This is a genomic window from Streptomyces albiaxialis, assembly GCF_039530985.1.
GTDB classification, from domain to species: Bacteria; Actinomycetota; Actinomycetes; order Streptomycetales; family Streptomycetaceae; genus Streptomyces; species Streptomyces albiaxialis.
Genome location: NZ_BAAAPE010000005.1, coordinates 469486 through 493894, shown reverse-complemented (window position 1 = coordinate 493894; position 24409 = coordinate 469486). Strand labels below are relative to the sequence as shown.

At 74.2% G+C, this 24409-nt stretch carries 19 protein-coding genes and 2 pseudogenes; 11 read left to right on the top strand and 10 right to left on the bottom strand.

Translation table 11 applies throughout. The features are described from left to right. Positions 1-26: 26 nt before the first annotated feature. The 5 genes from ABD343_RS10205 to ABD343_RS10185 all read right to left on the bottom strand — a co-directional run bounded on the left by ABD343_RS10205 (position 27) and on the right by ABD343_RS10185 (position 6037). On the bottom strand, positions 27-1496 hold the full coding sequence (locus ABD343_RS10205) for an FG-GAP-like repeat-containing protein (protein WP_344526342.1): 1470 nt from the start codon (positions 1494-1496) through the stop codon (positions 27-29). A gap of 196 nt (positions 1497-1692) precedes the next feature. Then, positions 1693-2685, bottom strand: coding sequence for a PfkB family carbohydrate kinase (locus ABD343_RS10200; RefSeq protein ID WP_344526340.1), 993 nt, complete (start codon positions 2683-2685; stop codon positions 1693-1695). Further along, positions 2682-4205, bottom strand: a complete 1524-nt coding sequence (locus ABD343_RS10195) for a purine-cytosine permease family protein (protein ID WP_344526338.1) — start codon at positions 4203-4205, stop codon at positions 2682-2684. Before ABD343_RS10195 ends, ABD343_RS10200 begins: the two co-directional genes overlap by 4 nt. A 54-nt stretch (positions 4206-4259) precedes the next feature. Then, on the bottom strand, positions 4260-5273 hold the full coding sequence (locus ABD343_RS10190) for an ADP-ribosylglycohydrolase family protein (RefSeq protein WP_344526437.1): 1014 nt from the start codon (positions 5271-5273) through the stop codon (positions 4260-4262). 17 nt (positions 5274-5290) lie between these two features. Beyond that, positions 5291-6037, bottom strand: a complete 747-nt coding sequence (locus ABD343_RS10185; protein WP_344526336.1) for a GntR family transcriptional regulator — start codon at positions 6035-6037, stop codon at positions 5291-5293. A gap of 66 nt (positions 6038-6103) precedes the next feature. Between ABD343_RS10185 and ABD343_RS10180 the strand changes: the two genes are divergently transcribed. The 3 genes from ABD343_RS10180 to ABD343_RS10170 are packed head-to-tail and all read left to right on the top strand — an operon-like array spanning position 6104 to position 11575. Further along, complete coding sequence (locus ABD343_RS10180) at positions 6104-7387, top strand: amidase (RefSeq protein WP_344526334.1); 1284 nt, start codon at positions 6104-6106, stop codon at positions 7385-7387. Between the two features lie 34 nt (positions 7388-7421). Beyond that, positions 7422-10985 (top strand): protein kinase domain-containing protein, encoded by a 3564-nt coding sequence (locus ABD343_RS10175; protein WP_344526332.1) that lies wholly within the window; start codon positions 7422-7424, stop codon positions 10983-10985. After that, a complete protein-coding gene (locus ABD343_RS10170) occupies positions 10979-11575 on the top strand; it encodes an MBL fold metallo-hydrolase (RefSeq protein WP_344526330.1) in 597 nt (198 codons plus the stop codon). The genes ABD343_RS10175 and ABD343_RS10170 overlap by 7 nt, the downstream gene beginning before the upstream one ends. A gap of 8 nt (positions 11576-11583) precedes the next feature. On the opposite strand, the gene mca is transcribed toward ABD343_RS10170, so the two are convergent. Both mca and ABD343_RS10160 read right to left on the bottom strand, forming a co-directional pair. Beyond that, on the bottom strand, positions 11584-12456 hold the full coding sequence (mca, locus tag ABD343_RS10165) for a mycothiol conjugate amidase Mca (protein WP_425578135.1): 873 nt from the start codon (positions 12454-12456) through the stop codon (positions 11584-11586). A 169-nt stretch (positions 12457-12625) separates the two neighbouring features. Continuing rightward, positions 12626-12964 (bottom strand): annotated as a pseudogene (locus ABD343_RS10160) (alpha/beta hydrolase); the annotation flags it as partial. A 222-nt stretch (positions 12965-13186) separates the two neighbouring features. Here ABD343_RS10160 and ABD343_RS10155 point away from each other — a divergent pair. Beyond that, positions 13187-13813, top strand: a complete 627-nt coding sequence (locus tag ABD343_RS10155; RefSeq protein WP_344526328.1) for a TetR/AcrR family transcriptional regulator — start codon at positions 13187-13189, stop codon at positions 13811-13813. A 7-nt stretch (positions 13814-13820) separates the two neighbouring features. Here ABD343_RS10155 and ABD343_RS40970 read toward each other — a convergent pair whose 3' ends face one another. Beyond that, positions 13821-14111, bottom strand: a complete 291-nt coding sequence (locus ABD343_RS40970) for a hypothetical protein (protein ID WP_425578134.1) — start codon at positions 14109-14111, stop codon at positions 13821-13823. 97 nt (positions 14112-14208) lie between these two features. Here ABD343_RS40970 and ABD343_RS10145 point away from each other — a divergent pair, with 97 nt between their 5' ends. From ABD343_RS10145 to ABD343_RS10120, 6 genes are all read left to right on the top strand, one after another. Next, complete coding sequence (locus ABD343_RS10145; protein WP_344526326.1) at positions 14209-15435, top strand: MFS transporter; 1227 nt, start codon at positions 14209-14211, stop codon at positions 15433-15435. Between the two features lie 163 nt (positions 15436-15598). Then, on the top strand, positions 15599-16138 hold the full coding sequence (locus ABD343_RS10140) for a TetR/AcrR family transcriptional regulator (RefSeq protein ID WP_344526324.1): 540 nt from the start codon (positions 15599-15601) through the stop codon (positions 16136-16138). Positions 16139-16203: 65 nt separating this feature from the next. Continuing rightward, entirely contained in the window at positions 16204-16590 is a 387-nt protein-coding gene (locus ABD343_RS10135) for a VOC family protein (protein WP_344526322.1), read from the top strand. A gap of 166 nt (positions 16591-16756) precedes the next feature. Beyond that, positions 16757-18658: an alkyl/aryl-sulfatase gene (locus tag ABD343_RS10130; RefSeq protein WP_344526320.1), complete on the top strand. Its 1902-nt coding sequence runs from the start codon at positions 16757-16759 to the stop codon at positions 18656-18658. A gap of 150 nt (positions 18659-18808) precedes the next feature. Then, positions 18809-20092: an MFS transporter gene (locus ABD343_RS10125; protein ID WP_344526318.1), complete on the top strand. Its 1284-nt coding sequence runs from the start codon at positions 18809-18811 to the stop codon at positions 20090-20092. Positions 20093-20282: 190 nt separating this feature from the next. Then, positions 20283-21176, top strand: a complete 894-nt coding sequence (locus ABD343_RS10120) for a LysR family transcriptional regulator (protein ID WP_344526316.1) — start codon at positions 20283-20285, stop codon at positions 21174-21176. Between the two features lie 95 nt (positions 21177-21271). Here the strand turns inward: ABD343_RS10120 and ABD343_RS10115 are convergent, their stop codons facing one another. Continuing rightward, the gene (locus ABD343_RS10115) at positions 21272-22123 is read right to left on the bottom strand and encodes an SGNH/GDSL hydrolase family protein (protein ID WP_344526314.1); all 852 of its coding nucleotides are present in this window, start codon (positions 22121-22123) and stop codon (positions 21272-21274) included. Positions 22124-22232: 109 nt separating this feature from the next. Then, a complete protein-coding gene (locus ABD343_RS10110) occupies positions 22233-22820 on the bottom strand; it encodes a hypothetical protein (protein ID WP_344526312.1) in 588 nt (195 codons plus the stop codon). A 370-nt stretch (positions 22821-23190) separates the two neighbouring features. Between ABD343_RS10110 and ABD343_RS10105 the strand changes: the two are divergent. Continuing rightward, a pseudogene (locus ABD343_RS10105) lies at positions 23191-24210 on the top strand (3-hydroxybutyrate oligomer hydrolase family protein). Positions 24211-24409: the final 199 nt, after the last annotated feature.

The window sequence follows — 24409 nt, the reverse complement described above, 5'->3', positions numbered from 1 at the left end:
TGCGGCGCGTCAGCGTGCGGGTGCCGTCACCTGGTCGCGGGGTTCGTCAGCTCGGTGCCGAAGCGGGCCTTCGTCTTCGGGGAGCCGAGGTCGCCCGGGCCGATGAGGGCCGAGCCCTTCGCGGAGAGCCCGTCGGCGCCCGCGTACAGGAGCGCCACGGCGCCCGCGCCCTCCGTGCGGTTCGGGATGCCGACGGCGAGGTCGGCCTTGCCGTCGCCGTTGTAGTCGGCCGGCGAGACGGACGTGCCGAACTTGTCGTTGCCCGCCATCTCGCCGGGGACGCCCTCGGTGTCGAGCGAGAAGGTCTGCGCGCCCTCGTCGGTCAGCCAGTTCTCGGTGCCCTTGAGGACGTTGACGGCACCGGCGCTGTTGTAGCCGCCGGGGGCCTCGGCGTCGGTGTTGCTGACCACGAGGTCGTCGTGGCCGTCGCCGTCGAAGTCGGCGAGGCGGATGGCCTCGCCCTCCTGCTTCTCGCCCTTCCAGTCCACCGGCTTGCCGGTGTCCATGCCGTCGGCCGTGCCCGGGTAGGTGCGGAGCTTCTGCTCGTCCGGGCCGTCCGAGAAGCCGGTGTCCGTGACGACGTCGTCCTTGCCGTCGCCGTTGATGTCGCCCACCACGGCGCGGTACTGGCCGAACCACAGCGAGACGGTCTTGCCCAGCGGCGTGGTCTTGATGCCGCCGGACGAGCCGGGCAGCACGCCGAGCGTGCCCTCGTCGGAGGGCGAGTCCTGGGAGGCTACGCTGACGAGGTCGGCGTAGCCGTCCCCGTTGATGTCGCCGGAGGACAGGTTCCCGACCGCGACGCCGCCGCCGGGCGGGGTGACGGCCCTCATCTTCGGGGTGGGCGTGTCGCGCAGGTTCTCCGCGCCGTCGACGAGCTGCACCTTGCCGCCGTCGGAGATCGCGAGGTCGTCGCGGCCGTCCTTGTTGTAGTCGCCGACGGCTATCTGGTCGCCGAAGTGGGCGTTCTCGGTGACCTTCGGCGCGTGGAAGGCGATGGCGTCGCCGGACAGGCCGCCCTTGGCGCCGAAGACGACCGTGACGGAACCGGCCTGGCCGGTGCTCCCGATCGCCTCGTTGTTCGCGGCGACGACGAGGTCCGCGTAGCCGTCCCCGTCCACGTCGCCGCGGACCACGGCCGAGCCGAAGCCGTCCTTGGCCTCGGGGGTGCCCGGGACTCCCTTGCTGGCCTGCGTCAGGGTGGTGTGCCGCGCGGTGTCGACGCCGTCCCCGGCGCCGTACGTCACGCCCACGTAGCCCGCCTTGGACTTGCCCGAGACGGTGCCTTCGGGGGCACCCACGCCGAGGTCGGCGTGGCCGTCACCGTCGATGTCGCCGGCCGTGGCCTTGCCCTGCCCGGCGGCGTTGGCGGCCTTGGCGGAGGGCTGGTCCTGGCCGTCGTCGTCCGTCACGACCGCGTTCGCCCCGGCTGCCACGGCCGCCACGACCGCGGCGCCGACGGCACCGGCCACCACGCCTCTCGTTCTGTTGCGCAAAATTCCTCCATCGGGTCACGCATCGGTCGCCCTCCGCCCCGACCGTCCTCGTGGCCCCCGCGAGATCGAGCACGAAGGGATGTGAAAGGAGACAGAACCGAAAGGCGAACGGTTGCGGAATCGATAGAAAAATTACGGAGGACAACACATCCCCCCAACACCGAGCACCGGGCAACGCCCCCGCGCACCGGGGGACTTACGCCTCCGCCGCGCGCCCGTCGAGCAGGGCCACCACGTCCTCCGCGCCCATCTCCGCGGCGAAGGAACGGAGTTGTTCCCTTGTCGGCGCGGTGGCCGGGCCCCGGCGGGTGACCGCGTACGCGGCCGAGGCGTTGGCCGCGCGTGCCGCCGCGAACGGGTCCGCGCCCTCGCCCAGCAGGGCCAGGAACGCGCCCACGTGGGCGTCGCCCGCGCCGCTGCTGTCCACGGCCGTCACCGGCAGGCCCGGCACGCGCACCGGGGGCGCGCCGTCGGGCGGGGCGAGCCAGCAGCCGTCCCGGTCGGCGCGGACGAGCACTCCGGCGCCCGCGCGCGGGAGCCGTGCGCGCAGTGCCGCCGCCGCCCGCGCCGGGTCCGTGGCGGCGGAGCCGGACATGAGGGCGGCCTCGCGCGCGTTCGCGCTCAGCCAGTCCGTGCGCGCGAGCACCGGCTCCAGCACCCCGGCCGGGATGTCCGCGACGAGCGGCGCCGGGTCGAGGCAGACCGTGGCGCTGTCCGGGAGCCGGTCCACGAGGGAGGCCAGCAGCGGGCCGTTGACCGGCATCACCAGGCCGTAGCCCGAGACCTGCACCAGGTCGCCGGGGCGGATCTCGGCCGCGATCTTCTCCGCCTCGGCCGGGGTCATCCGGGCGTCGACGCCGAAGCTCGTCACGAACGTCCGTTCCCCGTCCGCGTCGACCAGCGCCACGGTGAAGCCCGTGTCGCCGTCCGTACGGGGCGGCAGCAGCGTCCGTACGCCCTCCGCGGCGAGCGCCGCGCGGACCAGGTCGCCGTAGGGGCCGGTGCCGTGCAGCCCGGCGAACACCGTCGCCGCGCCGAGCCGGCCCGCCGCGGCCAGGGTGTTGAAACCGCCGCCCGCCGTCAGCTCCGTACGGGTGCCGACGACGTCGCCGCCGCGCTCGGGCAGCGCGGGCACCTCGATCACCAGGTCGGCGATCACATTGCCCGCCAGGACCATGCGGCTGCTCACCGGGCCACCTCCTCCAGTTCGGCCGCCGAGGGCGACTCCGTACGCGCCGGGTCCGGGCCCCGGCCGCACACCGCGTAGACACCGGCGCCGACGGCCATCGCGACCGCCCAGCCGAGCCCGTTCGTCCCGAGCCAGGTGTGCGCCCACGGGCCGGTGAACCATACGTCCTCGCCGGCCGCCGCCTCCGTGAAGAGCAGGCCCGACACGATCGCCGCCGCCCACGCGAGGACGGCGCGCAGCCGGAAGCCGCCGGTGTACCAGTAGCGGCCGCCCCGTGCCGTGTCCATCAAGGCCGCCGGGTCGTACGCACGTCCGCGTGCCGAGTCCACCAGGACCACCCCGACCCAGGCCGAGATGGGCACCGCGAGCAGGGTCAGGAACGTGGTGAACGGGCCGTAGAAGTCCTTCGCGATCAGCATGAAGTAGACGCCGCCGAGGAACATCAGCGCGACGTCCAGCGCCACCGCGAGCGCACGCGGCACCCGCAGCCCCAGCGTCAGCATGGTCAGGCCAGCCGAGTACGTCGAGAGGTGGTTGGACATCAGGAGCCCGCCGAAGGCCGCGATCAGATACGGGACCGCCATCCACGAGGGCAGCATCCCGTTGATCGCGGCGACCGGGTCGGACGCCTGTGCCAGCGTCCCGTCCCCCGCCGACAGCAGCGAGCCGAGCGAGATCAGCAGCACCAGCGGGATCCCCGCGCCGAACGCCGACGCGGTGATCAGCCTGCCGCCCGGGACGCTCCGCGGCAGATAACGCGCGTAGTCCGCGCCCGCGTTGGCCCAGCCGATGCCCGTACCGGCCGCGATGAAGCCGATGCCCGCGACGACGCCGCTCACCGGGCCCGCCCGCGCGTCCAGCACCTTGTCCCAGTCGACGGTCGCGACGAGGAAGCCCATCACGACCAGGTTCAGGATCCCGAAGGCCACCGTCGCCCACTTGTTGATCCACATGATGGTGGCGTGGCCGAGGCCGCTGATCAGCAGCGTGCAGCCGATGAAGACCAGCAGGCACAGCAGCGTCAGCACCGTGCTCCGCTCCCAGCCGAAGACCCACCGGACCAGGGCGAGCAGCGCGTACGCCGCCGTGGTCGTCGAGATCGTCTCCCAGCCGATCCGGCTGAGCCAGCTTATGAGCGTGGGACCGGCGTTGCCCCGCTGCCCGAAGACCGCGCGGGAGAGCGTGAGGGCGGGCGCGCCGCCCTTCTTGCCCGCCAGGCTGAGCACGCCGACCAGCGCGAAGGAGCCGACCGAGCCGAGCACGGCGACGAGGACCGCCTGCCAGATGTTCAGGCCGCGGAAGGCGACGAGGGTCGCGCCGAGCGGCAGTCCGAGGATCGAGATGTTCGCCGCGAACCAGGTCCAGAACATCTGGCTCGCGTGGCCGTGGCGTTCGCCGTCGGGCACCGGTTCGATGCCCCGGGTCTCGACGGAGCCGACGGCACCGGCTGTGTCGGCCGCGGGGGCCGCGTCGGCCGGGTCCTGGGTTCCCGCTAGCTCGTTCGTCGTCGAATCGGCCATGGCGGAACCTCCTTGCGTGGTGCGGAGGGAGAGGGGTGCGGGTGCGCCGTCGGATCAGCGCAGCGCGAGCAGGCGCTCCGTGAGGGGCTCCAGCTCCAGATCGTTGACGGCGCGGAGGGTGGCGACGGCGTCGGCGGGGAGCGCGCCGAGCCCCGCCACGGAACCGGCGACCGCGCCCGCGATCGCGCCGATCGTGTCGCTGTCGCCGCCGAGGTTCGCGGCGAGCAGCGCGGCGCGCCACGGGTCGCCGTCGGCGACGGCGAGGACCGCGAACGCGGCCGGTACGGACTCCTGGCTCGCCACGCTCGTCCCCACGAGCGAGCACACCAGGTCGAGCGCCTGCTCCTCGGGAACGCCCGCGACCAGCTCGGACGCCCAGGCGATACGGGCCGCGATGTCCGCGCCCGCGACCCAGTGGCCGCGCTCGGCACCGGCCCGCGCGGCGCCGACGGCCGCGGTCACGGCGTCGTCCAGCGTGCCGCCGCCGATCCCCGTGCTGACCGCCGCCGCCACGGCCGCTGCGCCCGCGATGCCGAGCGTCGTGTCATGGGTGACCTGGCACGACTCCACGACGCGGTCGAGGAACGCGGTGCCGGGGTCCCCCGTCTCCCGGACGGGGCAGGCGATGCCGACCGGCGTGACGCGCATGGCCGCGCCGTTCGTCGTGCCGTTGCGCCCGGCCTCCTCGGGCGGCACCCCGCGCGCCACCGCGTCCAGCGCGGCCTTCGTCGAGGGTCCGAGCAGGTCGAGCGAGCCCCGGGCCCGCATCTCCTTCTCCCAGTCGAGGAGTTCGTGGGCGAGCCGCAGCGGGTCGATGTGACCGCCGCCCTCCACCAGCAGCCTGCCGACCAGGACGGCCTGCTCGGTGTCGTCGGTGACGGACCCCGCGGGCATCCCCGCGCTGACGGGGTTGCCGGGCCCGGCGGGCGCGAAGCCGGTGAGCGTGCCGTAGGCCCGCACGACGTCGCGGCGGGACATCACCTGGGTCGGCATGCCGAGCGCGTCGCCCAGGGCGAGCCCGTAGAAGGCGCCCACGGCGCGGTCGAGGGTGGTCGGATCGGTGGTCACGGGTATACCGGCGGTCGTCACTGAAGCTCTCCTCGCCCCGAGCGGACGTGCAGTTGGAACCTGGCGGGGTCGAGAAGGCTCGTCACCTGTTCGACGACGGAGCCGTCGGCGGCCCGGTAGACCTGCGCGAGCCGCAGGAACGGCTCGCCGGGGGAGCGGCGCAGCGTCTCCGCCTCGTCCACCTCCAGGCCCCGCATGGAGACCACGCCCTCGCCGGTGGCGGCGATCCGCCCGGCGGCGAGCAGGGTCCTGTGGAGCGAACCCTCCGTCAGCCCCCGCTCGGGCAGGTCCGCGAGGGCGCCCACGGCGGGCACCCTGCTGTGCTCCAGCGAGACGCCCCGGCCGTCCTCGGCGAGCCGCCGCACCCGGTCGAGCGCGACGAACGCGCCGGACCCGGTGCCCAGCTCGGCGGCCAGCTCCGGGTCGGTCACGGACGCGAAGCGCAGCACCTCCGTGACCAGCTCGGTGGTCTGCCCCTGGAGGGCGCGCGTCCAGCCGAGCCGGTTGTCCAGCGGCGTCCCGTCGAAGGTGACGAACGAGCCGATGCCGGGGTGCGTCGCGATCAGCCCCTGCTCGCCGAGGACCTGGAGGGCCTGCCTCAGCGTCGTACGGCTCACCCCGAAGCGCTCTCTGAGCGCGTGCTCGCCGGGCAGCCGCTCACCGGTGCTGTGCACACCGGCCCTGATCTCGTCGGCGAGCGTGCGGGCGATGCGCTGATGTTTGTGGACCTGCTGATGACCCTGCTTGCGAACCTGTCCAGGCATGTCTGCACTCTAACTGGACAGGACTGGACAGGTCCATAGTCTGCGGGCACTCGTATATTGCCCGTCATGGAGCGCACTCCCGCCGCCGGTACCGGTACGCCCGCCGCGCTCGACGCCCTGTGCGAAGCCATCGAGGCGCACGACCCGGAGCTGCGCGCGTTCGTCGCGGACGCCGAGACGTACGCGCAACGGCGGCGGCGCCTGCGCGGCGAACTGCGCGCCGCCCGCGACCGCTGGCCCCGGGAGGCCGGCCGCCCGCCCCTGTTCGGCGTCCCCGTCGCGGTCAAGGACATCGTGCGGGTCGACGGGCTGCCCACGCGGGGCGGCTCGCGGCTGCCCGCCGGGACGTTCGCGGGGCGGCAGGCGAGCGCCGTGGACCGGCTGCGCCACGCCGGGGCGCTGGTCGCGGGGAAGACCGTGACGGCGGAGTTCGCCATGAGCGCCCCGGGCCCGACGCGCAATCCGCACGACCACGCCCGCACGCCGGGCGGCTCCAGCAGCGGCTCGGCGGCGGCCGTCGCGGCGGGGCTGGTGCCGCTCGCCCTCGGCACGCAGACACTCGGCTCGGTGATCCGCCCGGCGGCGTACTGCGGCGTCGTCGGGTTGAAGCCGACCGTGGGCCGCGTCCCGTACGACGGCGTGATCCCCAACGCGCCGACCCTCGACACCCTCGGCCTCTTCGCCGCCTCCCTCACCATGGCCACGACGGCCGCCGCCGTCCTCTGCGACGGCTGGCGGGCGGGAGGGACCGGCGGGGAGCCGCCCGTCCTCGGCGTCCCCGACGGGCCCTACCTGGACCGCGCGGGCGAGGAGGCCCGTACGGCCTTCGAGCGGCAGGCCGCCGCACTCGCCGCCGCCGGGCTCACCGTGCGCCGCGTGCCCCTCTTCGCGGACTTCGCGCGGACGGCCGACGACGTGACCGTCCTCAACCGCTACGAGGCCGCCCGGAGCCACGCCGACTGGTTCCCCCGGCACGGCGCGCTCTACCGGGAGCGGTCCGCGGCGACCGTCCGCGAGGGCCGGGCACTCAGCCGGGACGCGTACGAACGCGCGCGGAGCCGCCGGACCACCTTCCGGCGGGCCCTGCGGGAGGCGACGGACGCCGCGGGCGTCGACATCTGGCTGAGCCCCGCCGCCACCGGCCCCGCCCCGCGCTCCCTCGACACCACCGGCGACCCGGTGATGTGCCTCCCCTGGAGCTGGGCGGGCTGGCCCGCGCTCTCCCTCCCCGCCGGGCGCGCGGCCGACGGCCTGCCCCTCGGCCTCCAGTGCGCCGCGCGCCCGGGACACGACGAGGCCCTGCTCGCCTGGGCCGGACGGCTCCGCACTAGCCTGACCCCTGATCCGTGACGGGCCCGCGCGGCGGGCCAACCACGCGCGGCACATGGGGGGTTGGGTTGTGGTGAGCGGCGGGGCGGCGGACGGAACGGCCAGGCGCTGGCTGCCGGGCGACCGGATCGACGGGCGCTACGAGGTGACGCGGCTGCTCGGGCGCGGCGGCATGGGAACCGTGCACCAGGTGCGGCACCTGGGCTGGGGGACCGACCTGGCGGTGAAGAGCCCGCTGCCGGAGCTGTTCGCCCGTACCGAGGAGCGGGAGGCGTTCGTCGCCGAGGCCGAGCGCTGGGTGTCGCTGGGCCTCCACCCGCACATCTGCTCCTGCGCCTACGTACGCACGCTCGACGGCGTGCCCCGGATCTTCGCGGAGTACGTGGCCGGGGGCAGCCTGCACGACTGGATCCTCGACGGGCGGCTGTACGAGGGCGAGCCGGACGAGGTACTCGCCCGGGTCCTCGATGTCGCCGTCCAGATCGCCCGGGGCCTCGAACACGCCCACGGGTGCGGGCTGGTGCACCAGGACGTCAAGACCGCCAACGTCCTGGTCGATACCGACGGCACCGTCAAGGTCACCGACTTCGGGATCGCCCGCGCCTTCGCGGAGACCTCCGGGCCCGGGCAGGAGGTCTCCGCGTCCGCGGCAGGCCTCTCCGCGTCCGGCACCAGCGCGTACGCCCCGCACGGCGGGCTGATGACCCGCGAGTACGCCTCGCCCGAGCAACTGGCGGGCGAACCGCTGGGCCGCCGTACGGACATCTACAGCTACGCGGTCTGCGTCCTGGAGCTGTTCACCGGAGGCCGCACCTGGCTGACCGGCTCCGCCGCGGGCGAGGTCCTCGCCGGTCACCTGGCCGGGGACCCGGGCGCCACGGGCGGTCCCGGCGGCCTCGGCGGCGGCGCCGCGCCGCCCCGGATGCCGGAGGGCGTGGCCGAACTCCTCGCCGCGTGCCTGGAGCACGACCCGCGGCGGCGGCCCGGCTCGTCGGCCGAGGCCGCCGAGCGGCTGGCCGAGGTCCACCGGCAGGTCACCGGGCGGCCGTACCCCCGCCCGGCACCGGTCGCGGCGGACCTGCGTGCCGACGAGCTGAACAACCGGGCGCTGTCCCTGATCGACCTGGGCCGCGCCCGGGAGGCGGACGAGGCGTACGCCGAGGCGATGGGGGCCGACCCGCAGCACCCCGAGGCCACCTACAACTCGGGGCTGCGCATGTGGCGGGCCTCGGGCATCACCGACGAGCGGCTGCTCGCCGCGCTCGACACGGTCCACGCCAACTCCGCCGACGCCGACGCCGACACCGGCGCCGAAGTCGCCGTCCCCGCCGATCCGGCCGACGGCGCGTCCTCCGCCGCCGGTGCCGACGTCCCCGGCCGCGTGCGACTGGCCCTCGCCGAGGTGCATCTCGAACGGGGCGACCAGGAGGCGGCGGGCGAACTCCTCGACGCGCTGGCCCGCGAGCGTCCCGACGATCCCGACCTGGGGCGCACCCGCGCGGCCCTCGACCGGGAACGGGCGGCCGTCCGGCACCGCGACTCCGTGCGCGAGGTCCGCTGGGGGCTCGGTGAGGCCAGGAGGCCCGGCCACCCCGACGACGAGACCGCCGTCCGCCTCTCCGCCGACGGGCGGCTCGCCGTCACCGGGAGCCCGGACGGCGCCGTGCGCCTGTGGGACACGGGAGAGGGCCGGTGCGTGCGGGTCTTCGAGGGCCACACCGGGCGCGTCCACAGCGTCGACATCTCGCCGAACGGGCGGTACGTCGTCTCCGCGGGCCGCGACGACACCGTACGGCTGTGGGACGCCGCCTCCGGCACCGTGAGCGACGTCTTCGGGGCCACGGTCTGGTCGCTGCGGCTGAGCCCGCGCGAGCCCGTGGTGGTCTGCTCGATGCCGCACTCCTCCGAGATCCTCGTCGTCGACCTGCAGACGGGCAGGCCGCGCCGGACGATCCAGGACAGGGAGCGCCCCGGGGCGCTGGACCTGAGCCCGGACGGCAGGCTCGTGGTGGCGGGCGGCTGGGCGCAGTCCCCGTCGGCCCGGGTGTGGGACCTGACCGACGGCTCGCTCGTGCGTGAACTCGACGGCGAGGGCGGCAAGGTGGTCGCGAGCGCCTTCACCGCCGACGGCCGGTACCTCGCGACCGCGAAGTGGTTCGGCGTCTCCGAGGTCTGGGACCTCGGCACGGGCCGGTGCGTACGCACCCTGCGGGACCACGACGGGCCGGTCACGGCGGTGGCGCTGAGCGACGACGGCCGGTGGCTGGTGACCGGCGGCGGGCCGACCGACGGCGCCGTCCGGCTGTGGGACCTGCCGCCGGGCAAAGGCCGTTGCGTCCGCACGGCGCGCGGGCACGAGGGCGCGGTGAGCGCCGTGCACCTCGACCCCGGCGCCGGGTTCTTCCTGTCGGCGGGCCAGGACGACGCGCTGCGGACGTGGACCATGCCGGGCGGCCACGTGGCCACGCCCCGGCCGAGCCGCCCCCGCCGCCCCGGCCGGGTCAGCCGCCTGGCCGCCGAGGCCGAGCACCTGGTCGACAGCGCGGAACGGGCCCTGGCCCGGGGCGCCCACGCGAACGCGCTCGCCGCCCTGAAGCGCGCGCGTGCGCTGCCGGGCCACGAGCGCTCGGCGCGGGTCAGGGACGCCTGGCGGGCCCTGGGCCGCGCCCTGCCGCGCACCGGGCCGCGCGGCCACTGGGCGGCGAGCAGCTACGACGGCTTCATCCCCAGCACCACCGAGGTGCACCTGTCCGAGGACGGCACGACCGCGGTCGAGTGCACCTTCGGCAAGGAGGTCGCCGTCCGGGACGTCCGGCGCGGGACCGTACTGCGCAAGCTCGCCGGTCACACCGCGGAGGTGCTCCGGGTGCGGCTCAGCCCGGACGGCGCGCTCGCCCTCTCGGCGGGCCGCGACGGCACCGTACGGCTGTGGCGCACCGGTACGGGCGAGTGCCTGCGCGTCCTGCGGCTCGACCGGACCGGCCGCGAGCACCACGCACGCGACGCCGACTGGCTCCGGTTCACCGCGGACGGCGCCCACGCCCTGGTCGGCGACGCCGCCCGGGGGATCGTGCGCTGGGACCTGGACACCGGGGCGCACGCGCCGACCGGAATCGGGCCGGGCCATCTGGACACGGGCCACCCGGTCGCGCTGGACCACCTCACCGGCGACGGCGCCTCCCTCGCCCGCGCCGTCCCCGACGGCACGGTGCGGGTCTGGGACGTGGCGAGCGGCCGCCGCCTGCGCACGGTCCGCACCGAGGGGTACCCCGGCGCCCTCTGCCTCAGCCCCGACGGCCGTCATCTGCTGACGGCCCACCGGGGCACCCTGCGCCTGCGGAACCTGGCGTCGGGGAACGGCGTACGGGAGTTCGCGCCGAGGGAGGACGACGTACGGGTGCTGCGGATCGGCGCGGACAACCGGTACGCGGTCTCCGGAGGCCTGGACCTGGTGTGCCTGTGGGACCTGGAACGAGGGGAGTGCGTGCGGGTGCTCGACGAGCGGAACGGCGCGGCCTGGCTGGAGGCCACCCCGGACCTGGACTTCGTGCTGAGCGCACCCGACGGGAAGACCGCCAAGCCCGTCACCCTGTGGGAGGTGGACTGGGAACTGTGCTGATCACGAAGTACACCCACGCCTGCGTACGGCTCGAACACGAGGGCCGCGTGCTGGTCGTCGACCCGGGGGTGTGGAGCGAACCGGCCGCCCTGACCGGCGCGGACGCCGTGCTGGTGACGCACGAGCACGCCGACCACATCGACGCCCGGCGCCTGGCCGGGCTCGGCGTCCCGGTCCACGCCCCCGCCGGAGCGGACATCCCGCCGTGGGTGGGGGCGACCGGAGTGTCCTGCGGCGCGGAGTTCACTGCCGGGGGCTTCCGCGTACGGGCGGTCGGCGGCCGTCATGCCCCCGTCCACGAGGGCATGCCGGACTGCGCGAACCTCGGCTACCTCGTGGACGAGGCGGTCTACCACCCCGGGGACGCGCTGCACGTCCCCGACCGGCCGGTCGAGACGCTCCTGGTCCCCGTCCAGGGCTCGTGGATGAAGACGGCGGAGGCGATCGCCTTCGTCCGAGCCGTCGCACCACAGCGGTCGTTCGGCATCCACGACGCCCAGGTCAACGAGCGCGGCCTCGCGAGCGTCCACGGCTGGCTCGCCCAGGAGACCCGCGGCTACCGGTACCTGAGGCCCGGCGAGTCGCTCTGAGCCGGGAGCTACGGGATCCCCGCGGCCCCCGCCACCCCGACCCCCGCGAAGAGGTCGTCCTCGGGGAGGTCCACGGAGACGTGCGTACGGGCCAGGTGGTAGTCCTCCGTGGGCCACACCTCCCGCTCCACGTCCCGGTCGTGGAGCATGAACCCGGCGTGCGGGTCGACCTGGGTGGCGTGGGCGAGCAGTGCCCGGTCCCGTACGGCGAAGTGGTCCGCACACGGCACGCGGGTCGTGGTCTCCAGCGCGGGCGGCCCCTCGGGCAGCTCCGCCAGAACGTCCCGCATCCCGGAGTCGAGCCCGCGCGCCGTCATCCCGTCGTGCAGCGCCTGGAACCACGCGCGGGACAGGGCCTGCTGGTAGTAGAGCTTCAGCGGCTGCCAGGGCGTGCCGGTGCCGGGATGCCGCGCGGCGTCCCCGGCCGCGTCGAACGCCGCCACCGTGACCTCGTGCGTCCTGATGTGGTCGGGGTGCGGATAGCCGCCGGTCTCGTCGTACGTCACGACCACGTGCGGGCGGAACGCGCGGATGAGCGCGACCAGCCGCCCGGCGGACTCCTCGAGCGGCGTGGCCGCGAAGCAGCCGTCCGGCAGCGGCTCGCCCTGCGCGGGCAGCCCGGAGTCGGTGAACCCCAGGAAGCGCTGACGCACGCCCAGGATGTCGCGGGCCGCGGCCATTTCGGCCCGCCGGACGGCGGTCAGGTTCTCCCGGACGCCGGGCCGGTCCATGGCGGGGTTGAGGATGTCGCCGCGCTCGCCGCCCGTACAGGTGACGACCAGGACGTCGGCCCCCTTGGCGGCGTACTTGGCGAGGGTCGCCGCGCCCTTGTTCGACTCGTCGTCGGGGTGGGCGTGGACGCTCATCAGGCGCAGGTTCATGAACACCTTTCGTCGGTCCATTCCGCGAGGCGGCGGAAGAACGTGGTCGTGGCCGGCGGGGGCTCCCCGGGGAGCGCCGCCAGCGGGAAGACGTGGGGCATGTCCTCGTAGACGTCGAGCGTGACGTCCGCTCCCGCCCGCCCGGTCCGTCGTTGGCCTCCAGCGACGGGCCGGGGAGCGTCAGATCGGTCAGCGGGGACACGGCGACGGCCCCGGCGGGGAGCGGCTCCCCGGCCCCGGCCTCCCGGAGCGCGAGCAGCGCCGAGAGCACGAGTGTGCCGCCCGCCGATTCCCCGAACAGGACCGTCCGGGACGGCGGAACGCCCTGGGCGCGCAGATGGCGGAGGACGGCGAGGACGTCGTCGAGCGCGGCGGGGAAGGGGCGCGCGGGGGCGAGCCGGTAGTCCACCCGGAACACCGGGCGGCCGGCGGCGCGTGACAGCCGGTGGGCCAGGGCCCGTTCGGCCCGGGGCTCGGTGTGCGCGAACCCGCCGCCGTGCGCGTACAGCAGGGCGCCCGCCTCGGAGACCGTACGCCCGGAGGCGTCGACCCACTGCCCGGGCGCCCCGTCGGCGGGCGGCGGCGTCGCCGGGGGCGGCGGGGATGTGCAAGAGGGCTCCTTCTGCCGGGTGTTGCGGGGCGGTGTGCGTGCGGAACGAGGAAAAGATTAGGTCAGACCTAAAAATATGTCGAGCGACTTCTTAGGTCGGGCCTCGCTAGGGTGGGCCGCATGACCCAGGGACTCCGCGCGCTCAAGAAGCAGCAGACGCGTCAGGCGATCTCCGACACCGCGACCCGGCTCTTCCTGGAGCGCGGCTTCGAAGCGGTGACGATCACCGAGATCGCGGCGGCCGCGCAGGTCTCCAAGATGACCGTCACCAACTACTTCCCCCGCAAGGAAGACCTCGCCCTCGACCACCACGAGGAGTTCGCCGCCTGTCTGGCCCGCACCGTGGCCTCCCGCCGTACGGGCGAGTCCGCGCTCGACGCGCTGCGCCGCGCGTTCCGGGCGGCGGTCGAGCGGCGCGACCCCCTCGTCGGCTTCACCGGCGCCCCCTTCGCCCGGATGGTCACCGAGAGCCCCACCCTGACCGCCCGGCTGCGCGACCTGCACGACCGGCGCGAGGACGCCCTGGCCGAGGTCCTCGCCGCCGACACCGGGGCCACGCCGGGCGATCTCACGCCGCGCGCCGCCGCGGCCCAGCTCGCCACGGCCCACCGCACCCTGTTCCAGCACGCCGTGGACCTGACCCTGAAGGGGTTCGGCGACCGGAAGGCGGCAGCCGCCCTCAACCGGGCCGCCCAGCAGGTCTTCGGCCTCCTCGAAGGCCCCCTGGCCGGCTACGCGGTCCGCTGACGCTCCCTCAGGCCGTGACGAGGCCGACGACCAGGTTGATGGCGCAGGCCAGGATGCTCGTGCCGAAGACGTACGCCAGGAGCGTGTGGCGCAGCACGATCGCGCGGATCATGCCGAGGTCGTAGCTGAAGGAGAAGAGGTCCCGGTACGTGGGCGGCTCGTCCGAGTTGAAGTCGATCCCGCCCCCGCCCCCCATCGGCCACAGCACGGCCCGGCCCGGGGCCGCGCCGACCGCGGCTCCGAGACCCACCGCCCCGGCGAGCCGGGGCACGGCATCCAGGGGCAGCAGGGCCCTCATGGGGCCCGAGAGCAGTCGTGAGGTCACCGTCCGGCGCGCCGGGAGGCGGGGAGAAGGGGAGTGTACGTTCGTACGCTCTGGTCGTAGGATCCCCCGCATGACCACTGAGACACCGGTCCGGCCCGGCCGGGCGGAGCGGCACGCCCGGGTGGCCGTCGCGGCGCTGTTCTTCACGAACGGCGCCCTGTTCGCGAACCTGCTCCCGAGGTATCCGCAGATCAAGGCGGACCTCGGCCTCGCGAACGCGACGTACGGGCTCGCCGTCGCGGCCTTCCCCACGGGTGCGATAGCGGCGGGGCTGGCGGCCGGGGTCGTCATCCGCCGCCTCGGCTCGGCGCGCGCTGCCGTGGCGGGCACGCTGCTGACCGGCGCGGGGATCGTCGTGGCCGGGTTCGCGGGCTCGGCGGCCCTGTTCGCGGCGGCGCTGCTGGTGGCCGGGGCGATGGACGCGATCACCGATGTCGCGCAGAACGCCCACGGGCTGCGCGTCCAGCGCCGTTACGGGCGCTCCATCATCAACTCCCTCCACGCCATCTGGTCCGTCGGCGCCGTCACCGGCGGAGCGATGGCCGCGGCGGCCATCGCCCTCGACGTCCCGCCGGGGTGGCATCTGACGGTCTCCGGCGTGGTGTTCGCGAGCGCCGCGTGCGTCGCGCTGCGGTTCTGCCTGCCGGGGCCGGACGGGGAGGACGAGCCGACGCCGGAGACGCCGAGCACGCCGGAGACGCCGGAGACGGGCGCCTCGCCGGGGGTCTCCCCGGGCGCGGGCAGGCGTACCGCGTACGTGCTGGGGGTGCTCGTCCTCCTCTCCATCGCGGGAACCCTCGTCGAGGACGCGGGCAACTCCTGGGCCACCCTCTATCTCTCCGACTCGCTGCACGCCCCGGCGACCCTCGCGGCGTCCGGCTATATCGCCCTGGTGGGCGCCCAGTTCGTCGGCCGGATCCTCGGGGACCGGCTCGTGGACCGCTTCGGCCAGCGTGCCGTGGCCCGCGCCGGGGGCCTCGTCGTCGCGGCCGGGATGGGCCTGGCGCTGGCCCTTCCCACGGTGCCCGGAACGGTCCTCGGCTTCGCCGCCGCCGGGCTCGGCGTCGCGACGCTGGTCCCGGCGGCGATGCACGAGGCCGACGAACTGCCCGGGCTCAAGCCCGGTTCGGGCCTCGCGATCGTCTCCTGGCTGATGCGGCTGGGCTTCCTCCTCTCGCCGCCGTTCGTCGGCATGGTCGCCGACGCGGCCGGGCTCAGGACGGGCCTGCTGGTGGTCCCCGCCGCCGGACTTCTCGCGATCCTGTGCGCGGGGGTGCTCCAGCCGAAGCGCCGGTGAGCCGTACGCCCGCGAGCCCGTATGTCCGCGAGGCCGTGTGCCCGAGGAGCCGTACGTCCGTACGTTCGCGTGCGCGCGGCTACGATCGCCCCATGCCGACGGAACGCCTCTCGCAGGCCCCCCGCCTCCGCGCCGCGGCGCGCGTCCGCTGAGGCCGTCCGCGATGGCCACCGGACACACGGACCCGCAGCGCCGTGACCGCATCATCGACGCCACCCTCGACCTGATCGCGGAGGAGGGGCTCGCGCGCGTCTCCCACCGCAGGATCGCCACGCGCGCGGGGGTGCCGCTGGGCTCGATGACGTACCACTTCGGCGGCATCGACGAGCTGGTCAGGGAGGCCTTCCGCCGGTTCACGGATCACATGGTCGCCGTCTTCGACGCGCACCTCGCCGCACCGGCCGACCGTGACGAGGCCCGCGAGGCGGTGGCCGACCTCGTGCACCTGCTCTCCGAGGACAGCCAGCGCGACCTCGTCCTCACCCAGGAGCTGTACACCCTGGCCGCCCGCAAGCCCTCCTTCCGGGAGCTGACCCAGGAGTGGATGCGCCGCAGCCGGGTGCATCTCGGCAAGCACTTCGACCCGCACACCGCCCGCCAGCTCGACGCCCTCATCGAGGGGCTCACCCTGCACCGGGCGCTGGCCGACGAGCCTCATGACCGCGCCCTGACCGTCGAGGCCATCGCCCGTATCACGGCGTGAGGGCGACACCACGAGCGCCGAAACGTACAAGGCCGCCGCCCCCTCCTCCTGCCAGCATCGGGGGCATGAACAGCGCACTCTTCCCCAAGCTGCTCGTGTCCGACGCGGACGCGGCGATCGACTTCTACACCGAGGCGCTGGGGGCCGATGTGGCCCTCCGCGTCGCCGGTGACGACGGCATGGTGCACCACGCCGAACTCACCGTGGGAGGGGCGACCCTCGCCCTGGCGCAGAGCGTCGAGGAGTGGGGGTGGCACGACCCCGTCTCGCTGGGCGGCTCGCCCGTCCTCCTCACGCTCGACGCGGCCGACCCGGACGCGGCGGCCCGGCGCATGGTGGACCTGGGCGCCGAACTCGTGATCCCCGTCGAGAACCGGCCGTACGGCAAACGGCAGGGCCGGGTGAAGGACCCGTTCGGGCACCTGTGGGTGGTCAGCGGCGCCCTTCGCTGAACGCGGTACGGGGTGCCGGGCGCGGCACACGGAGCGCGGGGTACGGGGCACGGGCCCGCCGTCACCCGGACGGGCCGCGCCCGGTGGTGCCCGTGCCGTCCGCCGCGCGAGAGTGGGGCGGGCCCGTGCCCCCCGTCCGCCGTCCGCCGTCCGCGAGGGAGAACCGATGCCCCGGAACGACCACTCCAGGCCCGCGGAACCGGGGATCGCCGAGGCCAACGAGGCGGTGAAGCGGCGGTTCCCGTTCGAGGACACCCGGGATCTCGACGACGCGCGGCGCGGCTTCCTGGGCACCACCTCCGACGGCGCGATCCTCGGCGCCGACGGCCGCGTGGTGTGGGACCTGGAGGCATACGGGTTCCTGGAGCGGGACTGCCCGCAGACGGCCAACCCGAGCCTGTGGCGGCAGAGCCGGATGGCCGCCGACCACGGCCTGTTCGAGGTGGTCGAGGGCATCTACCAGGTGCGCGGCTTCGACCTGTCGAACATGACGGTGGTCGAGGGCGAGCGGGGCGTCCTGGTGATCGACCCGCTGATCTCCGCCGAGACCGCCGCCGCCGCCCTCGCCCTCTACCGGAGCCACCGCGGCGACCGGCCCGTCACGGGCGTCCTCTACACCCACAGCCACGTCGACCACTTCGGCGGCGTCAAGGGCGTCGTGTCCGCGGACGAGGTCGCGGCGGGCGTCCCGGTCCTCGCGCCGGAGGGCTTTCTGGACCACGCCGTCAGCGAGAACGTCTACGCCGGTACGGCCATGGCGCGCCGCGCGGCGTACATGTACGGGGCCGCGCTGCCCAAGGGCGAGCGGGGGCAGATCGGCACCGGCCTGGGCCAGACCACCTCGACCGGCACGGTCGGGCTGATCCCGCCGACGCGGGACGTCGTCCGCACCGGGCAGGAGGAGACCGTCGACGGCATCCGGATGGTCTTCCAGCTCACGCCCGGCACCGAGGCCCCCGCGGAGCTGAACATCCACTTCCCCGGCCACGCGGCACTGTGCGTGGCGGAGAACGCGACCCACAACCTCCACAACCTGCTCACCCTGCGCGGCGCCGAGGTCCGCGACCCCCGCGTCTGGGCCCGCTATCTGACGGAGGCCGTGCAGCTCTTCGGCGCGGCCTCGGACGTCGCGTTCGCCTCGCACCACTGGCCCGTGTGGGGCCGGGAGCGGGTGCTGGCCTTCCTGTCCGAGCAGCGCGACCTGTACGCGTATCTCCACGACCAGACGCTGCGCATGCTCAACGAGGGCCTCACGTCGCTGGAGATCGCCGAGCGGATGGAGCTGCCCCCGGCCCTGGAGCGGTCCTGGCACACCCACGGCTACTACGGCTCCGTCAGCCACAACACGAAGGCCGTGTACCAGCGTTACATGGGCTGGTTCGACGGCAATCCCGCGCACCTGTGGGAGCACCCGCCCGTCGAGGCCGCCGAGCGGTACGTGGCGTGCATGGGCGGGGCCGAGGAGGTGCTGCGTCACGCCCACGCCTCGTACGCCAGGGGCGACTTCCGCTGGGTGGCCCAGCTCGTCCACCACGTCCTGTTCGCCGACCCCGGCAACGCCGAGGCCCGCGCCCTGCAGGCGGACGCGCTGGAACAGCTCGGATACGGCTGCGAGAACGGGCCCTGGCGGAACTTCTACCTCACCGGGGCGCTGGAGCTGCGCCACGGCCCGGTCGGCACCCCCACCGCCACCGCCTCCCCGGACTTCCTGGGCGCCCTGACCCTCGACCAGTTGTGCGACGCCCTCGCCGTGCGGGTGGACGGGCCGCGGAGCTGGCACGCCGACCTCACGGTCCGCTGGAACCTCCCGGACGGCGAGCCCCTCACCCTCCGCCTCTTCAACGGCGTCCTCACCCACCTCACCGGCACGGGGCCCGCCGTGGCCCCGCCGGACGTCGAGATCACCGGCGGCGAGGCCGACCTGCGCGCCGTCCTGCTCGGCACCCTGCCGCCCGAGGACCTCGCCGGGCGCGCGGGCGTGACCGTCTCCGGCGACCCCGGGAAGCTGGCCGCCCTCCTCGGCCATCTCTCCACGCCCGACCCGGACTTCGCGATCGTCACTCCCTGACCCGCCGCGCGTTCTGCTATGTTCTCGGGCATGTTCCTCCCCCGTGCATAGGAGCCGGTGCCGCCCACGCCCACCGGGCGTGGCCCTCGCCGACCCCCGCACGCGCGCGGCGTCGCCCGTCCGGCGCCGCCTCCTCCCGGGAACACCCTCATGCCTTCACCCCGCCCCGCGGCGCCCTCGTACGCCGCCGTGCTGCGCACCCCCTCCGCCTGCCGTACGTTCGGCGCGGCCCTGCTGGGCCGGCTGTCCTACGGCATGGTCCCGCTCTCGCTGATCCTCGCCGCCAAGGACGTCACCGGCTCGTACGCCTCTGCGGGCGGCGTCATGGCCGCGTTCGGGGCGACGGCCGTCCTCCTCTCCCCGGCGCGCGCGGCGCTGATCGACCGCCATGGGCCGCGCCGCGCGCTGCCGCCCATGGCCGCCGTGTACGCGGCGCTGCTGGTGGTGCTCGCTCTCGCGACGTCCGGCCGGGGCCTGCCCGCGCTCCCGCTGGCCCTCCTCGCCGGGGCCGCCGGTTCCTGCGCCCCGCCGCTCGGCCCCGTGATGCGCTCCCTGTGGAGCGTCCTCGTCCCCGAACGCGACCTGCTCCGGCGCGCGTACAGCCTGGACGGGGTCGCCGAGGAGCTGCTTCTCGTGACCGGGCCGCTCCTGGTCGGCCTGCTGGTGAGGTTCTCCCCGCCCTCGGCGGGCCTCGCCGTGAGCGCCGTTCTCGTGCTGACCGGGGCGCTCGCCCTGGCCACGGCCCCGGCGGTCCGCGAGCAGTACGGCCGTAAAAATCACGGCCGAAAAGCGGGCGAGGAGGAGCCCGGGCCTGCGCTCGGCGGGGCCGGGCTGGCGCGCGCGGTCACCGCCGCCGCGGGCGTGGGCATGAGCCTCGGGGCGCTCGACCTCCTCGTGATCGCCTTCGCCGACGCACACCACGCCCCCGGCACGGTGCCCTGGGCCCTGGCGGCGCTCTCCGCGGGCAGCGCCGTGGGTGGGCTCGTGCACGGCGCCGTCCCGTGGCGCCTCGGCAGCGCGGCACGGCTCCCCCTGCTGGCCGCCGCCCTCGGGCTCGTCCTGGCCGTGGCCGGACTCTCGCCCGGCCCGTACGCGCTCATCGGCTGGACGGCGGCAGCCGGGCTCTTCGTCGCCCCGGCGATCACGACGGCGTATCTCCTCGCCGACGAGTCCGCGCCGCCGCACGCCCGTACCCGGGCCGGGGCCTGGGTCAACACCGCGCTCAACGCCGGTACGTCCGCGGCGACGGCCGCCGTCGGCCACGCGGTGGGCCACCTGCCCCTGCCGCTCTGCTTCGCCCTGGCCGCCGCGCCGCCCGTACTGTCCGCGGGGGCGGCGCTGTTCATTCCGCGCGGGCGCGACGGAAATTTCCCGCCCGAATTCTCAGTCGTCCAGGGGGCCGTGCCATCCGGGGTCGAAACCGAACTTCGCTGATCCGTTCTCCGGTGCGTCCGGGAGATTCATCATCGGTTCCCGTCTCTGGGGGAAATGTGCCTGGATCGTGAAGAAACCGCAGGTCAGGCGCGGAGTCCGGGAACACTCTGCTTGAAGGGGAGGCGGTTCATCAAGGATGATTCCGCCATCGCTGTGATCACAGTGAACGATCGATGGAGAGAACCGCACCATGCAGTTGCGTGATATCGAAATATTCCTGACCCTGGCGGAGGAACTGCACTTCGGCCGCACCGCGGAACGCCTGGGCATGGCCCAGGCGTCGGTGAGCCAGTCCATCGCCAAGCAGGAGCGCGGCATCGGTGCCCTGCTCTTCGAACGCACCAGCAGGACGGTGCGGCTCACCGACGTGGGCCGCCGGCTCCGCGACGATCTCCAGCCGATCCCCGGGGCGCTGCGGCGCAGCCTGGACCGGGCGACCCGGGCCGCGCGCGGCGGCACGGCCGTGCTGCGGGTGGGCATGATCGGGGAGAACGCCCACGATCTCCTGCCCTTCTGGGAGGCGTTCCGCGCGCGCCATCCCCAGTGGCGGCTGAGCGTCCGGCTCAGCCCGTTCGTCCGGCCCTTCGAGCCGCTGCGGCGCGGCGACATCGACGTACTCGTCGCGTGGCTGCCCGTCGAGGAGCCCGACCTGAGCGTCGGGCCGGTGATCTGCACCGAGCCCATGGTCGCGATGGTCTCGGCGCGGCATCCGCTCGTGGCCGACAAGTACGTGTCGATGGAGACGTTCGGCGATCACGGGCTGTTCGGGGCCGGTGCCGCGCAGCCCGCGTACTGGGAGGACGCCTACAGCCCGTTCGCCACGCCCTCGGGCCGCCCGATCGAACGCGTGCACACGGTCACCGCCTGCGAGGAGGTGCCCACGATCGTCGCCACGTCCGACGCCATCGACCTCACCAGCGCCCACGCGGCCCGCTACGCAGCCCGCCCCGACATCGCCTATCTTCCCGTCACCGACTCCCACCTGCTCCGATGGGGCCTGGTGTGGCGGTCGGACGCCGAGTCCGAGACCGTCCGGGCGCTCGCCCGAGTGGTCCGTGACATGGGCACCCTCGCGCTGAGCTGAGCTGAGCTGAGCGGAACGGCGGAACGGCGGAACGGCTGAGCGGCGGCCCGTACGGCACGGGGAGCGCCGTACGGACCACCGGGGGAGAGGGCCGGTCAGCCCGTGACCCCGTTCAGCAGCGGCAGGTACCCGTCACGGTGCCCGGCCTTGTTGGGGTGGTACGACTCGTCGAGGTCGCTCCACTCCAGGCTCGTCACCCAGGCGTCGCCGTCGGAGCAGATCGTGTGCGGATCGAAGGCCTCGCGCGGGTCGACGTAGGTGAACCCGGCCTTCTTCGCCTGCTCGGACGTGACCGAGGCGAGGGTGTCGGCGGCCGAGTTGAGCGCCGACCGCTCGGCGTCGCTGAGGCCGAGGATGCCGCAGCTACCGCCGATCGTGTAGAGCCGCGGATAGCCCATCACCACGACCTTGGCGTTCGGCGCCTTCGCCTTCATCGCCGCGTACGTGCCGGCCAGCGCGCCCGGCAGCTTGCCGGTGGCCGCGGCCTTGGCGGCCTCGACCCCGGCGATGCAGTCCTTGTCGTCGGCGGTGAGGATGCAGTTCTTCAGCACGTCGACGAAGCCGACGTCGTTGCCGCCGACCTGCACCGTCGCCAGCGTGGTGTCCGCGGTGAGCTGCGGCACCTGCTGGCTCTGCACCTCGGCGGTGGTCGCGCCGGAGCACGAGGCCTCCACGAAGGCGTACGAGGAGTGCTGCTGCGCCCAGAGGCGGGAGTACGTCGACGGGCCGCGGCGGCACGGGGCGTCGGGGTTGTCGTACTCGCCGGTGCCGGGCGCCGTGGCGTACGAGTCGCCGAGCGCCACGTACTTGCCCGCGGCGGCGGGCTTCCCGCCGTCGTCGGCGGCCTGGGCGCCGGGCGCCGCCGTGAACGCGAGGCAGACGGAGGCGAACGTGAGGGAGAGGGCCGTGAGGGATCTTCGGGCGCGTAAGGCTCGTGAAGAGCGCATTCCTGACTCCTGGTGAGGTGAGGAAGGGGAGGTGGAGGGCTGTCGATGCGCGTAGACACGTGGGTACGCGAAACGACAGCCCCCTCGGGGGCGAACTACGGGGGGTGTCTCAGCCCTGGACTTCCGCGATCATCGCGCGGGCGGTGCCCTCGGCCTGGTCGTACCGCTCGGGGTACGCGGAGCGCTGGACGCTCTGGGCCAGCTCGCCCGCGGTGTAGCCCGGGTTGTTGGCGTCGTTCGGGATGGCCTGGTCCAGGAACGCGTGGGTCGCGTGGACCGGGTCCATGCACTGCTCCGGGGTGCCCCAGCCCTGGCTCGGGCGCTGCTGGAAGACCCCGAGCGAGTCGCGGTCGCCGCAGTTGAGGTTGTTCATGTGGGACTCCACCCAGCCCGCCTCGAACGCGGCGAGCAGCACCTTCTCGGTGACGCCGCGCTCGGTGGCGATGCGGTGGACGGTCTGGGTGATGCTGAGGTCGCGGTCCGGCGGGACGGCGCAGCGGGAGTCGAGGATCTCGGCGTTGGCGCGGTGACGGGAGTCGTCGGGGCTCCCGGCGGACGCGGTGTTCGCGAACGCCGTCCCGGCCGTCACATTGCCCGCGAGCAGGACACCGGCGACGACACCGATGGCCGTACGGGTGACCGTCTTGCGGGACTGGGAGCGGGAGCGGGATCTCGGCTCTCTCGGCAGGCTCGACACAGGAACATCTCCTTCCAGCTCCCGCCTCAGACCGCTGAGACGGGGGCCAAGTGGGGGGTGGGGCGTGTCAATTCAGCGGACCGTAATGGAGTTGACGTGAGCGCGTCAATCACCTCGTGCGTACGGGGTCCCGGATACCCGGGTGAGTGCGCGGCGCGAATCATCGGACGGGTTCTGCTTTCGCCGTCAGGGGATCCAGGTATTCACGAGGAGCGCGCGCGGGGCAAGACCGCGTGGGTGAATTCCCGGCATGGGGTGGCGCACCAGAGCGGGAACGCGGAGAGTGGGTCTCCGGTCCATACCTCTGAAGGCCGTGCGTGCTTAACCTCCGCGCGTCGGCGCACACGACTTCTGACTTCGGAGGCAGTCGATGCGCCTATTCCACGGCTCCGCCCCGCATTTCCGGAAAGCGGGCCCGTTCGCCGCGCTCGCTCTCGCGGCCCTCGCCCTCGCTCCCTCCGCCGCCCCGGCAGCCCGCGCGGAACGGACCGTTCACGGGTCCCGCGCCACCGCCGAAGGCCGCTGCCCGGACCGCGTACGGGAGCCATGGGGGCCACGGACGCCACGGGTGCCCGGCGCCGAACACCTGCGCGTGGCCTGCCTCGACGAGCTGACCACGGCGGGCACGGTCGCCTCGGGCCACACCGACCCCGCCGACTGGGCGGGGCTGACGCCGGAGGGGCTGCCGGTGCCGCGCGGCGTGCCCGGCGTCCAGATCGACGGCTGGTTTCCCGACACTTCCACGACCAATGGCACTCACGGCTGGGACCACGCCGCCCAGTTCGTCATCCGCGCTGTACGACGGGGGGGGGGACTGGGAGGGCGCGCTCTGGCGCACCGACGGCCCCACGCAGCTCGACTTCCTGCCCCGGGCGCTGCGCCACTACCCGGTGTACGCCGCGGGCACCCCGGACTGCGACGCGGACTACGCCCACGGCTCACGTCCCGCGCGGGTCAGGCGGGCGGTGGAGAAGGTCGCGCTCACCGGGCGGATCGGCAAGCCGCTGATCACGCTGCACGGGACGCTCGACGTCCTGCTGCCGATCCGTCAGGACTCCGATGTCTACGCCGGCATGGTGCGCGGCGGCGACCGCGGCGGACTGCACCGCTACTACCGGATCGAGGGCGGCACCCACACCGACTCCCAGTTCGACACGTTCCCGGAACGGCTCCGGCCGCTGACGCCCTGTCACCGCACCGCCTTCGCCGCGCTGGAGCGCTGGAGCGCTGGAGCGCCTCGGATCACCGCCTGCCCGCGTCCCGTACGGTCGCGCGGCCCGCCGGGGCGGACTCCGCGTATCTGCTGGACAACTGTCCTCTGGGCGGCCGGAAGAGGTCGGTGGAGTGTAGCGAAATTATTCATTCCGTTACCTCGACCGATGAGCTATGAATGCGCATTCATGTGGACCATGAATGCGCATTCAATACGGGCATGCTCCGGGTGATTTCGGAAATTTTGCTGCGATCTTGATAATCCGTGTTGCGACCGGGTTAAGTCCCGTCGCGAGTGCCGCGATCCGGATGGAACCGGGCAATCCCAGACGTCGCTTCAACTTCTTGTTGAGGGGGTCGTGTCAATCGCCGTACTC